The 14,659-nt window shown below is 52.4% G+C and carries 11 protein-coding genes; all 11 read left to right on the top strand.

Going from position 1 to position 14,659, the window contains the following annotated elements; genetic code table 11:
• The 11 genes from rplL to rplC all read left to right on the top strand — a co-directional run bounded on the left by rplL (position 1) and on the right by rplC (position 14,651).
• Positions 1-369 carry a 50S ribosomal protein L7/L12 gene (rplL, locus tag AC4ED1_RS12445; protein ID WP_490939067.1) on the top strand — a complete coding sequence of 123 codons (369 nt, stop codon included), beginning with the start codon at positions 1-3 and terminating at the stop codon, positions 367-369.
• Between the two features lie 144 nt (positions 370-513).
• Complete coding sequence (locus tag AC4ED1_RS12440) at positions 514-1,116, top strand: class I SAM-dependent methyltransferase (protein ID WP_490939065.1); 603 nt, start codon at positions 514-516, stop codon at positions 1,114-1,116.
• A 263-nt stretch (positions 1,117-1,379) separates the two neighbouring features.
• A complete protein-coding gene (gene rpoB, locus AC4ED1_RS12435; RefSeq protein ID WP_490939063.1) occupies positions 1,380-4,913 on the top strand; it encodes a DNA-directed RNA polymerase subunit beta in 3,534 nt (1,177 codons plus the stop codon).
• A gap of 15 nt (positions 4,914-4,928) precedes the next feature.
• Positions 4,929-8,570, top strand: a complete 3,642-nt coding sequence (gene rpoC, locus AC4ED1_RS12430; RefSeq protein ID WP_490939061.1) for a DNA-directed RNA polymerase subunit beta' — start codon at positions 4,929-4,931, stop codon at positions 8,568-8,570.
• A 154-nt stretch (positions 8,571-8,724) separates the two neighbouring features.
• A complete protein-coding gene (locus AC4ED1_RS12425) occupies positions 8,725-8,976 on the top strand; it encodes a ribosomal L7Ae/L30e/S12e/Gadd45 family protein (RefSeq protein WP_490939059.1) in 252 nt (83 codons plus the stop codon).
• A gap of 116 nt (positions 8,977-9,092) precedes the next feature.
• Positions 9,093-9,512, top strand: coding sequence for a 30S ribosomal protein S12 (rpsL, locus tag AC4ED1_RS12420; protein WP_490939057.1), 420 nt, complete (start codon positions 9,093-9,095; stop codon positions 9,510-9,512).
• Positions 9,513-9,562: 50 nt separating this feature from the next.
• Positions 9,563-10,033: a 30S ribosomal protein S7 gene (gene rpsG / locus AC4ED1_RS12415; RefSeq protein WP_490939055.1), complete on the top strand. Its 471-nt coding sequence runs from the start codon at positions 9,563-9,565 to the stop codon at positions 10,031-10,033.
• A 57-nt stretch (positions 10,034-10,090) separates the two neighbouring features.
• Positions 10,091-12,163, top strand: a complete 2,073-nt coding sequence (gene fusA, locus AC4ED1_RS12410) for an elongation factor G (protein WP_490939053.1) — start codon at positions 10,091-10,093, stop codon at positions 12,161-12,163.
• 33 nt (positions 12,164-12,196) lie between these two features.
• A complete protein-coding gene (gene tuf, locus AC4ED1_RS12405; RefSeq protein WP_490939051.1) occupies positions 12,197-13,387 on the top strand; it encodes an elongation factor Tu in 1,191 nt (396 codons plus the stop codon).
• 234 nt (positions 13,388-13,621) lie between these two features.
• Positions 13,622-13,930, top strand: a complete 309-nt coding sequence (gene rpsJ / locus AC4ED1_RS12400; RefSeq protein WP_490939049.1) for a 30S ribosomal protein S10 — start codon at positions 13,622-13,624, stop codon at positions 13,928-13,930.
• Between the two features lie 97 nt (positions 13,931-14,027).
• Positions 14,028-14,651, top strand: a complete 624-nt coding sequence (gene rplC, locus AC4ED1_RS12395; protein ID WP_490939047.1) for a 50S ribosomal protein L3 — start codon at positions 14,028-14,030, stop codon at positions 14,649-14,651.
• The last annotated feature ends 8 nt before the right edge of the window (positions 14,652-14,659 follow it).

The following is a 14,659-nucleotide window of genomic DNA, read 5'->3' as shown; positions in this document are numbered from 1 at the left end:
ATGTCGAAAGAGCAAATTATTGAAGCGATTAAAGGCATGTCCGTTCTTGAGTTGAACGAACTTGTAAAAGCGATTGAAGAGGAATTCGGCGTAACCGCTGCCGCTCCGGTGGTCGTTGCTGGAGCTGCGGCTCCCGGTGCCGCTGCCGTGGAAGAGAAGACGGAGTTTGACGTGATCCTTGCCAGCGCGGGCGCTTCCAAAATCAACGTCATTAAAGTTATCCGTGAAATTACCGGCCTTGGTTTGAAAGAAGCGAAAGACATCGCCGACAACGCTCCGAAGCCGATCAAGGAAAAGACTTCCAAGGAAGACGCGGAAGCGATCAAGGCGAAGCTCGAGGAAGCCGGCGCTACTGTCGAAATCAAGTAAGCTTGTGGCTGTGCAAGCAAGGGGCTGTCCATCGACAGCCCTTTCAATTTTTAGCTGATTTGGTCCGCTTTGCGGGATTTCTTTCTTTTTTTCGGGTGTTTCGCTATAATAAGGCGAGTGAATTTGGTTCAGAGGATGATGCCTGTGGCGGACCATTATTTCTCGAATAAACCGGCGGCGGCGCATGACCTGCGGCTCATCCGGGAGAAGTTGCGCGGTTTTGATCTGGCGTTCTGGACGGATGCGGGGGTGTTTTCCAAAGGAGGCATCGATTTTGGCAGCCGTCTGTTGATTGGAACGATGGAGATTCCGCCTGCAGCACGCGTGCTGGATGTGGGGTGCGGATACGGACCGATTGGAATCACGGCCGCAAAATTGGCTGTCCGGGGCTCCGCGCTTTTGATTGATGTCAACGAACGTGCTGCTGAACTGGCGAGAAAAAATCTTTTGCAAAATTCGGTTTTCAACGCGGAAGTTCGCGTGAGCGACTTGTTTAAGCAAGTCGGTGACGAGACGTTTGACCGGATTTTGACAAACCCTCCGATTCGTGCGGGAAAAGCGGTGGTTCACCGGATTTTTGAGGAATCTGCCGCCAGATTGAATCCGGGTGGCGAATTGTGGTTGGTCATTCAAAAGAAGCAGGGAGCGCCGTCCGCCCGCAAGAAACTCGAAGAATTGTTCGAAGAAGTGGACGATAAGGCGAAAAAGGCAGGTTATCGAATTTTCTGCTGCAAAAAGCCAAAATGATACACTTGACTCCGTTGACAAGCGATTTTTCGTATGCTATCGTAATAAAATGCGTGAAGATATTATGCGGTTCGATGGTTACAAATGAATATTTCGCATAATTTTTGGGCAAACGTAAAAAGTAACCATTTCTGTGTTCTGAAAGCTCGAATCTTATATCGTCCCGATGCATTTTGTGTCGGGAGGTATGTTTTTTATTCGGGCTTTTTGCTGTCTAGGAGTGCAAAGACACTCAGGCGACCATATGGTGAGGGGTGACAGTTTTGCAGCAACAACTTGTTCAGTATGGTCGGCGGCAACGTCGCACGTACGCTCGGATCAAAGAAGTGATGGAGCTGCCAAACCTTATCGAGATTCAGCAAAAATCGTATCAATGGTTTCTCGACGAGGGTCTCAAGGAGATGTTTCAGGAGATCTCTCCCATCCAAGATTTTACCGGGAATCTGGTCTTGGAATTTATCGACTACAGCTTGGGTGAGCCGAAATACGACGTCGAAGAGTCGAAAGAACGGGATGTTACATATGCGGCGCCGTTGCGAGTTAAAGTTCGCCTGATTAACCGTGAGACGGGCGAAGTGAAAGAGCAGGAAGTGTTCATGGGGGATTTCCCGCTGATGACGGAAACGGGAACCTTCATCATCAACGGTGCGGAACGGGTTATTGTCAGCCAGTTGGTCCGCTCGCCGAGTGTATATTTTAACACGAAGACGGACAAAAACGGCAAAAAGGCCTACACTGCAACCGTTATACCGAATCGCGGCGCATGGCTTGAATTGGAAACGGACGCAAAAGACATTGTGTATGTAAGGATTGACCGGACAAGGAAGATACCGGTGACAGTGCTTTTGCGTGCGCTCGGGTTCTCGACCGATGCGGAGATCATCGATCTGCTGGGGGAGAGCGAATACCTTCGCAATACGTTGGACAAAGACAACACGGATTCGTCGGAAAAAGCGCTGCTGGAGATTTACGAACGGCTTCGTCCCGGTGAACCTCCGACATTGGAGAACGCCCGCAACCTGTTGATTTCGCGTTTTTTTGACCCTAAGCGTTACGATCTTGCCAATGTGGGACGTTATAAAATCAATAAAAAACTTCATATCAAAAACCGCCTGTTGAATCAACGCCTGGCGGAAAAATTGGTCGATCCCGATACGGGGGAAATTCTGGCGGAAGCGGGACAGATCGTTGACCGGCGTCTGCTCGATCGGATTCTTCCGACGCTTGAAAGCTCCGTCAACAAGGTCGAGTACAGAACCACGTCCGGAATTGTTGCGGAAGAGCAGATCGTTGTGCAGGAGATTAAAATCTACGCTCCGCATGATGAAGGAAAAGTCATCAAGGTGATCGGGAATGCGGGTGTTGACAAAAGTGTCAAACATATCACCGCTGCAGACATTATCGCCTCGATTTCGTATTTTCTAAACCTTTTGCACGGTGTGGGTTCAACGGATGATATCGACCATCTCGGCAACCGTCGCCTCCGATCGGTGGGTGAATTGCTGCAAAATCAGTTCCGGATCGGACTCTCCCGGATGGAACGGGTTGTCCGCGAGCGGATGTCGATTCAGGATGCCAACGCGATTACGCCGCAAGCCCTGATCAACATTCGTCCGGTCATTGCCGCCATTAAGGAATTCTTTGGTTCCAGCCAACTGTCGCAATTCATGGATCAAACGAATCCGCTGGCCGAATTGACTCACAAACGCCGTCTGTCCGCACTCGGACCCGGCGGTTTGACCCGTGAGCGGGCCGGCTTTGAAGTCCGGGACGTCCACCATTCTCACTATGGCAGAATGTGTCCGATCGAGACGCCGGAAGGGCCGAACATCGGTCTGATCAATTCGTTGTCGACTTACGCAAGGATCAACGAGTTTGGATTTATCGAAACTCCCTATCGCCGCGTCGATCCGGAAACCGGCAGGGTGACCGACACCATCCATTATCTGACGGCGGACGAAGAGGACGAATACGTGATCGGGCAAGCCAGCGTAAGGCTGGACGAGGAAGGGAACATTTTGGACGATGCCGTCATCGTTCGCTACAAAGAGGAGACTCTTATTTTGTCGCCTGATCGTCTCGATTATGTGGACGTGTCACCCAAGCAGATCGTTTCCGTTGCGACCGCGCTGATCCCGTTCCTTGAGAACGATGATGCCAATCGGGCGTTGATGGGATCGAACATGCAACGGCAAGCGGTGCCTTTGCTTGTTCCGGATGCGCCGTTCGTTGGCACCGGTTTGGAGCATAGGGCCGCCAAAGATTCGGGGGCGGTTGTCGTCAGCAAGCATGACGGGGTTGTCGAGCGGGTGGACGCAAGCGAAATCTGGATTCGCGAGCAGCAAGAAGTTGACGGAAAGACTGTCAAGGGCAATTTGCATAAATACAAGTTGCTGAAGTTTGCCCGTTCCAATCAGGGAACCTGCATCAATCAGCGTCCGATCGTAAAAGTCGGCGAGACGGTCAAGAAAGGCGACATCATTGCCGACGGGCCCGCCACCGACCAGGGGGAAATGGCGATCGGCAAGAATGTGCTTGTCGCTTTCATGACGTGGGAAGGGTACAATTACGAGGACGCGATTTTGCTTTCGGAGAAGCTTGTCAAGGAAGATGTGTACACATCCATCCATATCGAAGAATACGAAGCGGAAGCGCGGGATACGAAGCTTGGGCCGGAGGAAATCACGCGGGATATTCCAAACGTTGGCGAAGACGCTCTTAAAAATCTCGATGAGCGCGGGATTATCCGGATTGGTGCCGAAGTGAACGCAGGAGACATACTCGTCGGAAAGGTGACCCCGAAAGGAGTTACGGAACTGACGGCGGAAGAGCGGTTGCTGCATGCGATTTTTGGTGAAAAAGCCCGTGAAGTCCGTGACACCTCCGTTCGCGTTCCCAACGGCGGAGCCGGTATCGTCGTCGACGTGAAAGTGTTCACCCGTGAAAACGGCGATGAACTGCCGCCGGGCGTCAATCAACTCGTTCGGGTCTATATTGCCCAGAAGCGGAAGATTTCCGAAGGCGATAAAATGGCTGGCCGTCACGGCAACAAGGGTGTCGTTGCGCGGATCATGCCGGAGGAAGACATGCCGTTTTTGGAAGACGGAACGCCGGTTCAGGTCGTTTTGAACCCGCTTGGCGTCCCGTCCCGGATGAACATTGGCCAGGTGCTTGAAGTCCACTTGGGGATGGCTGCACGCACCCTCGGTATACACGTGGCTACCCCTGTATTTGACGGAGCGAGCGAAGATGATGTGTTTGACACGCTGGAAGAAGCGGGATTGGCGCGGGACGGCAAACATGTGCTGTATGACGGCAGAACGGGTGAACCGTTCGAGAATCGTGTTACCGTTGGTGTCATGTATATGTTGAAACTGCACCACCTGGTTGACGACAAAATCCATGCGCGTTCCACCGGTCCTTACTCGCTGGTCACCCAACAGCCGCTTGGCGGTAAAGCCCAGTTTGGCGGACAGCGCTTCGGTGAAATGGAAGTGTGGGCACTGGAAGCGTACGGGGCCGCTTACACGCTGCAAGAAATTCTTACGGTTAAATCAGACGACGTCATCGGTCGCGTGAAGACATACGAAGCGATCGTAAAAGGTGAAAACGTCCCGGAACCGGGTGTTCCTGAGTCGTTTAAAGTTCTGATCAAAGAACTTCAGTCTCTTGGCATGGATGTCAAGATTCTGTCGGAGGACGAGCAGGAAATCGTCATGCGGGAAATTGATGACGACGATGATTCGGGCGAAAAGCTGAATCTCAACCTGGAAGCGCGAGAAGCAAACGAAGAATAAGGGAGGTAAAGCCCTTTGCTGGACGTCAATCATTTTGAGTTTATGAAAATTGGGTTGGCATCTCCTGAGAAAATACGTTCCTGGTCTCATGGAGAAGTGAAAAAACCTGAGACGATCAACTACCGGACGTTGAAACCCGAAAAAGAAGGACTCTTCTGCGAAAAAATCTTTGGCCCGACGCGCGACTGGGAATGTCATTGCGGCAAATACAAGCGCGTGCGTTACAAAGGCGTTGTTTGCGACCGGTGCGGCGTGGAGGTAACGCGGGCCAAGGTGCGCCGCGAACGGATGGGGCATATCGAACTTGCCGCTCCCGTTTCTCATATCTGGTTTTTCAAAGGGATTCCGAGCCGGATGGGCCTGATTCTCGATATGTCGCCAAGGGCCTTGGAAGAAGTGATTTACTTCGCGTCGTACGTAGTGACGGATCCGGGCGACACTCCCTTGGAGAAGAAGCAGCTGCTCTCCGAAAAAGAATACCGTGCCCATCGCGAAAAATACGGCTATGCGTTCCAAGCGGGCATGGGAGCGGAAGCGATCAAAAAGCTGCTGCTCGATATCGATCTTGATAAAGAAGTGGAACAGCTTAAAGACGAACTGAAAACGGCGCAAGGCCAAAGACGCAACCGTGCGATCAAGCGGTTGGAGGTGCTGGAGGCGTTCCGTACATCCGGCAACCGTCCGGAGTGGATGATCCTCGACGTGTTGCCGGTGATTCCGCCGGAACTGCGGCCGATGGTGCAATTGGATGGCGGGCGGTTTGCGACCTCCGACCTGAACGATTTGTACCGCCGCGTCATCAACCGGAACAATCGTTTAAAGCGTCTGCTCGATCTTGGCGCGCCTGACATCATTGTGCAAAACGAGAAGCGCATGCTGCAGGAAGCGGTTGACGCGTTGATTGACAACGGCCGACGCGGCCGGCCGGTCACCGGACCGGGCAACCGGCCGCTGAAGTCACTGTCCCATATGCTGAAAGGAAAGCAAGGGCGGTTCCGCCAAAATCTGCTTGGGAAACGCGTGGACTATTCCGGCCGCTCCGTGATTGTGGTGGGGCCGCACCTGCGGATGTACCAATGCGGCCTCCCGAAAGAGATGGCGTTGGAATTGTTCAAGCCGTTTGTCATGAAGGAACTTGTCGCGAAGGGGCTGGCGCATAACATTAAATCGGCGAAACGCAAAGTGGAAAGAGTTTCGCCGGAAGTATGGGATGTCTTGGAAGAAGTGATCCGCGAGCATCCGGTGCTGCTTAACCGGGCCCCGACTCTCCATCGTCTGGGGATTCAGGCCTTTGAACCTGTTCTCGTGGAAGGCCGCGCCATCAAGCTACACCCGCTGGTTTGTACCGCGTACAACGCCGATTTTGACGGGGACCAAATGGCCGTTCACGTACCGCTGTCGGCGGAGGCACAGGCGGAAGCCCGCTTGCTGATGCTTGCGGCGCATAACATTTTGAACCCGAAAGACGGTAAGCCGGTTGTTACTCCGACACAGGACATGGTCTTGGGTTCTTACTACCTGACCATCGACAAACCGGGCGCGGAAGGGGAAGGGCGTGTGTTTGCAACTCCGCACGAGGCGATTCTCGCTTATCAGTCCGGGCAAGTGGGGCTTCACGCACGCGTCTGCATCCCGGTGAGATCCCTGGGGAAAACGACGTTCACCCCCGAACAGGAACGGGGACTGCTGATTACGACGGTTGGAAAGATCATTTTCAACGAGATCTTCCCGAAAGATTTTCCGTATATCAACATTGGAGACAAGAAGAATTTGTTGGAGGGCGTACCGGACGAATTCTTCATCCTTGAAAAAGGCGTTGACATCAAGAGCCGCGTGCGGGAACTTCCGGTACAAAACGCGGTAATCAAAGGGTTTCTCGGCACGATTATCTCCGAAGTGTTCAACCGTTACGGCACGACGCAAACGGCTGAAATTCTCGACAAGATCAAAGCGCTCGGGTTCTCGTATTCGACCAAAGCGGGGATTACGATTTCGGTTGCCGATATTACGATTCCCGAGCAGAAAAAAGAGATCTTGGCAGACGCGGAACAAAAGGTGCAAACGGTAACCAACCAATACCGGCGCGGCCTGATCACCGACGAAGAGCGGTATGACCGCGTAATCTCAATCTGGAGCAAAGCGAAAGACCAGATTACCGAGGTACTGATGAAATCGCTGGACCGGTTTAACCCGATCTATATGATGGCGAACTCCGGAGCACGTGGTAACGTGTCACAGATTACGCAGCTGGCGGGAATGCGCGGTTTGATGGCCAATCCGTCCGGGCGCATCATCGAGTTGCCGATCAAATCAAACTTCCGTGAAGGCTTGACGGTTTTGGAATACTTCCATTCGACGCATGGCGCCCGCAAAGGTCTTGCGGATACGGCTCTCCGTACAGCGGACTCGGGATACTTGACGCGCCGTCTGGTCGATGTCGCGCAAGACGTCATTGTCCGTCAGGTCGATTGCGGTACCGACAAAGGGATTGTGGTTGACGAGATCCGTGACGGCAAAGAAGTGATCGAGGATCTGTATGACCGGATCAACGGCCGGGTTGCGTTTGAGAACGTAAAACATCCGGAGACCGGAGAGTTGCTCGTCGCGAAAAACGAACTGATTACCGAAGAAAAAGCACGGCGCATTGTGGAGGCCGGTATCAAGCAGGTCCGCATTCGTTCGGTTCTTTCCTGCCGTACCAAGCATGGCGTTTGCATCAAATGCTACGGCCGCAACTTGGCAACCGGTAAAATGGTTGAAATCGGGGAAGCGGTGGGAATTATCGCCGCTCAGTCAATCGGTGAACCGGGTACCCAGCTGACGATGCGTACCTTCCACACGGGGGGTGTCGCAGGGGACGACATTACACAAGGTTTGCCGCGCATCCAAGAACTGTTTGAAGCACGCAACCCGAAGGGACAGGCGATTATTACCGAGATGGACGGTGAAGTGACCGATATTCGGGAGGGCAAAGACAAACGGGAGATCGAAATTACCAGCGAAGCGGAAACAAAAGTCTATCCGGTTTCTTACGGATCACGCATACGTGTTGTCGTAGGCCAGAAAGTGGAAGCGGGAGACGAGTTGACAGAGGGTTCCGTTGATCCGAAGGACATGTTGAAAGTGAAAGGCCTGCGTGGGGTTCAAAACTACCTTTTGCGCGAGGTTCAGCGGGTGTACCGTTTGCAAGGTGTGGATATCAACGACAAGCATATCGAAGTGATGGTGCGTCAAATGCTCCGCAAAATCCGTGTTATCGAAAGCGGTGATACGGATTTGCTGCCCGGTACGTATGTCGATTTGCACGAATTTGAAGAAGCGAATCTCCGGGCTTTAATGGAAGACAAGGAACCGGCTGTTGGCCGACCGGCACTTTTGGGGATTACAAAGGCGTCGTTGGAAACGGATTCCTTCCTGTCGGCTGCTTCTTTCCAAGAGACCACAAGGGTTCTTACCGAGGCTGCGATCAAAGGCAAGGTCGACCGTTTGTTGGGCCTGAAAGAAAATGTAATTATCGGAAAGTTGGTTCCCGCCGGTACCGGTATGTCGCGCTACCGCAACATTAAACTGGAAGGCGAAGAGGAAACGGCGGCAAAACAACCGGCAGCCGGGGAAGAAGTTCAAGTGGAGCGCGAAGTCGAAACCGTTGTAGAATGATAACGGATTTATTCTCGGCGGGCTTGGCCCGCCGGGTGTAAATTTCTTACGAACCGATTACCGTGAATTTGTTGACATGGAATCCTAAGGCTGATAGAATGTGTTAGTGTGCTCACGGTCCTGCAGTGTATCTTGTTGCGAAGGGGGTTGTCGAATGCCTTACGAGCGCATTCGAAGTGCCAAAAACGTTGCGATTGGCACGAATCAGACAACAAAGGCCCTAGAGCAATCTGCTGCAAAGGAAGTGTTTGTTGCGAAAGATGCGGACAAGAAGATCATAGATCGGATCTTGCATCTGTGTGAAGCCACGAAGACACCTGTTTTCTGGGTGAATTCCATGAAGCAACTGGGTAGGGCCTGTGGAATAGAAGTAGGCGCTGCTGCTGCGGCGATCCTGCGTGATTAACAGTTGGAATTGTAGAACGGTTTTTGTGACCGTATTGATTTCGGCTGTTATTTATTTGATTGTTGATGAACCACCAGGCTCTGTGGGCTTGAAGATGTGGAAGGGGGTGTAAATTGATGCCGACAATTAACCAATTGGTTCGAAAAGGCCGCAAGGCGGTGGAGAAGAAGTCGACCGCTCCGGCGCTGCAAAAAGGCTACAACAGCTTTGAGAAGGTGCAGACCAATCAGCCGTCTCCCCAAAAACGCGGTGTGTGCACCCGCGTGGGAACAATGACGCCGAAAAAACCGAATTCCGCGCTGCGGAAATATGCGCGTGTGCGTTTGACAAACGGGATTGAAGTAACGGCTTATATCCCGGGTATCGGGCACAACTTGCAGGAACACTCTGTCGTTCTTGTCCGTGGTGGTCGTGTAAAGGATCTTCCGGGAGTTCGCTACCATATTGTGCGGGGGGCGCTTGACACCGCCGGCGTGAAGGACCGCATGCAAGGGCGTTCCAAGTACGGCACGAAACGTCCGAAAGCCAAGTCTTAATCTGTCAATCAAACAAACTAGGATAAATTTTGGGAAGGGGGGGAATCTGTATGCCGCGTAAAGGTCCGGTGCCCCGTCGTGAAGTAATTGAGGATCCGGTATACAACAGCACGCTGGTTAGCCGTTTGATCAACAAGGTGATGAAGGACGGGAAAAAAGGCGTGGCTGAACGGATCGTGTACAAAGCTCTCGAAACCGTTCGCGAGAAATCCGGCAAAGACCCGATGGAAGTGTTCGAAGCTGCCTTGAAAAACATCATGCCGGTTCTCGAGGTAAAAGCTCGCCGCGTGGGCGGTGCGAACTATCAAGTTCCGGTCGAGGTGCGTCCTGAACGCCGAACCACTCTTGGGATTCGTTGGTTGGTTAACTATGCCCGCCTGCGTGGAGAAAAGACGATGCAAGAAAAGCTTGCAAACGAAATTCTCGATGCGGCCAACAATACGGGGGCTGCTGTCAAGAAGCGTGAAGATACCCATAAGATGGCTGAGGCGAACAAAGCGTTTGCTCACTATCGTTGGTAATATAAAAAGGGTCGCTCCGGCCCTCCTGCTACTTATGTGAAGAAAGGAGGCAATCGAATGGCTCGTGAGTTTCCGTTAGAAAAAACAAGAAACATAGGAATTATGGCACATATTGATGCGGGCAAAACCACCACCACGGAGCGGATTTTGTTTTACACCGGACGGGTTCACAAAATCGGTGAAGTGCACGAAGGCGCCGCTACAATGGACTGGATGGTTCAAGAACAGGAACGCGGAATTACGATTACCTCTGCGGCGACAACCTGTCAATGGAAAGGGCATCGCATTAATATTATCGATACGCCTGGACACGTGGACTTCACGGTTGAAGTGGAACGGTCCTTGCGTGTGCTTGACGGCGCCGTTGGCGTTTTCTGCGCGAAAGGCGGGGTAGAACCGCAATCCGAGACCGTTTGGCGTCAGGCGGACAAGTATGGGGTGCCCCGTATCGCTTACGTAAACAAGATGGATATTATCGGCGCCGATTTCTATCGTGCCGTCAAACAAATGCGCGAACGTCTGAAAAAGAACGCGGTGCCCATTCAATTGCCGATCGGTGCTGAAGACACCTTTGTTGGCATGGTCGACCTTGTGGAAATGAAGGCGATCATCTATACCGATGACCTTGGAAAAGTTTCCGAAGCGCGGGAAATTCCCGATGAGATGAAAGAACTGGCGGAAGAATATCGCCTGAAACTCGTGGAAGCGGTGGCAGAACTCGATGAAGAGCTGATGATGAAATACCTTGAGGGAGAAGAGTTGACCACGGAAGAAATCAAGGCGGCTCTTCGCAAAGGAACCATCAACGGTCAAATCGTTCCGGTTCTCTGCGGTTCTTCTTACAAAAATAAAGGCGTCCAGCCGATGCTTGACGCAGTGGTCGATTACCTGCCGGCTCCGATCGACATTCCGGACGTTAAGGGTGTAAGGGAAGACGGTACGGAAACGACCCGCAAGTCAAGCGACGATGAGCCGTTTGCCGCGCTTGCGTTCAAGATCATGACCGACCCGTACGTTGGAAAACTCGCATTTTTCCGCGTGTATTCCGGTGTGCTGAATTCCGGTTCCTATGTCTTGAATTCCACGAAAAACAAACGTGAACGGATCGGCCGGATTTTGCAAATGCACGCAAACCATCGGGAAGAGATTTCATCGGTTTATGCGGGTGACATTGCGGCGGCTGTCGGTCTGAAGGACACCACGACCGGGGATACGCTATGTGACGAAAAGAATGTGGTGATTCTGGAGTCCATGGAGTTCCCGGAACCGGTTATTTCAGTCGCGATCGAACCAAAGACCAAGGCGGATCAGGACAAAATGGGCTTGGCGCTGGCAAAACTTGCAGAGGAAGACCCGACATTCAAAACGCATACCGATCAGGAAACCGGGCAGACGATTATTTCCGGGATGGGTGAATTGCATCTGGAAATCATTGTTGACCGTTTGCAGCGCGAGTTTAAAGTGGAAGCCAACGTCGGTAAACCGCAGGTTGCCTATAAAGAGACCATTAAAGGCAAAACCAAAATTGAAGGCAAATTTGTTCGCCAGTCCGGCGGTAAAGGTCAATACGGTCACGTATGGCTGGAAATTGAGCCGCTTGAGCGCGGGCAGGGTTACATCTTCGAAAACAAGATTGTCGGCGGTGTGGTTCCGAAGGAATACATTCCGGCTGTTGACGAAGGTGTTCAAGAAGCGATGGAAAATGGTGTCCTTGCTGGTTACCCGTTGATCGACATCAAGGTTGCTCTGGTTGACGGTTCCTACCACGATGTCGACTCCTCGGAAATGGCGTTCAAAATCGCCGGCTCCATGGCGCTGAAAGCGGGTGCGGCCAAAGCGGATCCGGTGTTGCTTGAGCCGATCATGAAGGTGGAAGTGACTGTGCCGGAAGAATACATGGGAGACATCATGGGGGACATCAACTCCCGCCGCGGACGCATTGAAGGCATGGAAGCCGTCCCGGGTGCACAGATCATCCGAGGCTTTGTGCCGCTTGCCGAAATGTTCGGTTACGCAACCTCCCTGCGTTCCCGTACGCAGGGGCGTGGGACCTACTCGATGGAATTCCACAGCTACGAAGAAGTTCCGAAAAATATTGCGCAAGAGATTATTGCAAAAAACAAGGGGTAATTCCCTGAAATAAAAAATGAGGAGTGAAACAAAATGGCAAAAGCTAAATTTGAGCGTACCAAGCCGCACGTGAATATCGGCACCATCGGTCACGTTGACCACGGCAAGACCACCCTGACCGCCGCCATTACCACCGTTCTTGCGAAGCGCGGTCAAGCGCAGGCTATGGCGTACGACGCGATCGACAAAGCTCCGGAAGAGCGCGAACGCGGTATTACCATCAATACCGCCCACGTTGAATACGAAACCGCAAAGCGTCACTATGCCCACGTTGACTGTCCGGGCCATGCCGACTACGTGAAGAACATGATCACCGGTGCCGCTCAGATGGACGGCGCGATTCTGGTGGTGTCCGCCGCTGACGGTCCGATGCCGCAAACGCGCGAGCACATCCTGCTCTCCCGTCAGGTAGGCGTTCCGTACATCGTCGTATTCATGAACAAGTGTGACATGGTTGACGATGAAGAACTCCTGGATCTTGTTGAAATGGAGATTCGTGACCTTCTCTCCGAATACGAATTCCCGGGGGACGAAGTTCCGGTTATTCGCGGTTCCGCAAAAGAAGCCTTGGAAAATCCGGACGGCGAATGGGCTAAGAAAATCGACGAGTTGATGGACGCTGTCGATAACTACATTCCGGAACCTGCTCGTGAAATTGACAAGCCGTTCCTGATGCCGGTCGAAGACGTGTTCACCATTACCGGTCGCGGTACCGTTGCCACCGGACGCGTTGAGCGCGGTGAACTCAAAGTCGGTGACGAAGTGGAAATCGTTGGTCTTGCTGAAGAAACCAAAAAGACGGTTGCAACCGGCATCGAAATGTTCCGCAAGTTGCTCGATTCCGCACAAGCGGGTGACAACATTGGAGCCTTGCTCCGCGGTGTCGACCGTAAGGAAATCGAACGCGGTCAAGTGTTGGTCAAGCCGGGTTCCATCAAGCCGCATACTCAATTCAAAGCTGAAGTATACGTGTTGACCAAAGAAGAAGGCGGTCGTCATACTCCGTTCTTCAACGGCTATCGCCCGCAATTCTACGTTCGCACCACCGACGTAACGGGAGTAGTCAAGTTGCCGGAAGGCACGGAAATGGTTATGCCTGGCGACAATGTTACCATGGATGTAGAATTGATCTCTCCGATCGCGTTGGAAGAAGGTACCCGCTTTGCTATCCGTGAAGGCGGACGCACGGTCGGTGCGGGTGTCGTAGTATCCATCACGAAGTAACCAACAAATAGAACCGGGCCTCTTAGGCCCGGTTTTTTAAGACTTTTTATGCGATTTTTTAAAAAATACATTGTCTTTTGGGAAAGTTTTTTGTATAATTTCGTATTGTTGGTCTTAGGCTGCGATGATGCGAAAGGTTGCTGATGCACCGTCATAACTGCCATATGCGGGGCCGATCAGGTGAATTTTCGCGGAGTATGTCCAGATAATGGGGCGATAAAGGAGGGAATTCATATGGCAAAACAAAAAATCCGCATTCGCTTGAAAGCGTTCGATCACAAGGTGCTCGACACTTCCGCCGAGAAGATCGTTGAGACCGCCAAACGTTCCGGGGCTGCCGTATCGGGACCGATCCCGCTTCCGACCGAGAAGCAAGTGATCACGATTCTGCGTGCGCCGCACAAATACAAGGATTCGCGCGAACAGTTCGAAATGCGGACGCATAAGCGTTTGATCGATATTGTCAATCCTACGCCGCAGACTGTCGATGCACTTATGCGTCTCGATCTGCCGTCCGGTGTGGATATCGAGATCAAACTGTAAAACCAGTGCGATACACCCGAATGAGTTGATTTGCAAGAAGAATCCTCTGTCCCTTCGCCTTTGGGGAGAATGATTCGATTTTTTGGGAGGTGTAACAATGAAAGGCATCTTGGGACGCAAATTGGGTATGACCCAGGTTTTCACCGAAGAAGGAAACGTTGTGCCGGTAACGGTGATTGAAGCCGGTCCGTGTGTCGTTCTCCAAAAGAAGGATTTGCAAAATGACGGATATGAAGCCGTGCAACTCGGCTTTGCTGATAAAAAGCGTGCAAACAAACCGGAAAGCGGACACGCCGCAAAGGCCGGAACAACCCCGAAGCGGTATGTTCGCGAGCTTCGCGGCGTAGATCTCGCGCAATACGAAATCGGCCAAGTTTTGAAGGCTGACGTTTTTGCTGCCGGTGACGTGGTTGACGTGGTAGGGATCTCGAAGGGGAAAGGCTTTGCGGGTGCCATTAAACGCCACAACCAAGCTCGCGGTCCGATGGCACACGGCTCCCGTTATCATCGTGGGCCGGGTTCGCTGGGTTCCATCAATCCCAACCGCGTGTTCAAAGGTCAAACGCTGCCGGGACGTATGGGGGGCGAGCGCGTAACGGTTCAAAATCTTGAGGTTGTAAAAGTTGATCCGGAACGGAACCTGATTTTGGTAAAAGGTTCGGTTCCCGGTCCGAAAAACTCGTTCGTTACAATCAAGACGGCTGTCAAATCCGTGAAATAAACGCTTGA

This window comes from Effusibacillus sp. SKA8 (assembly GCF_058273125.1).
Note: the sequence above shows the minus strand (reverse complement) of the source record. Positions and strands in the feature narration are given on the sequence as shown.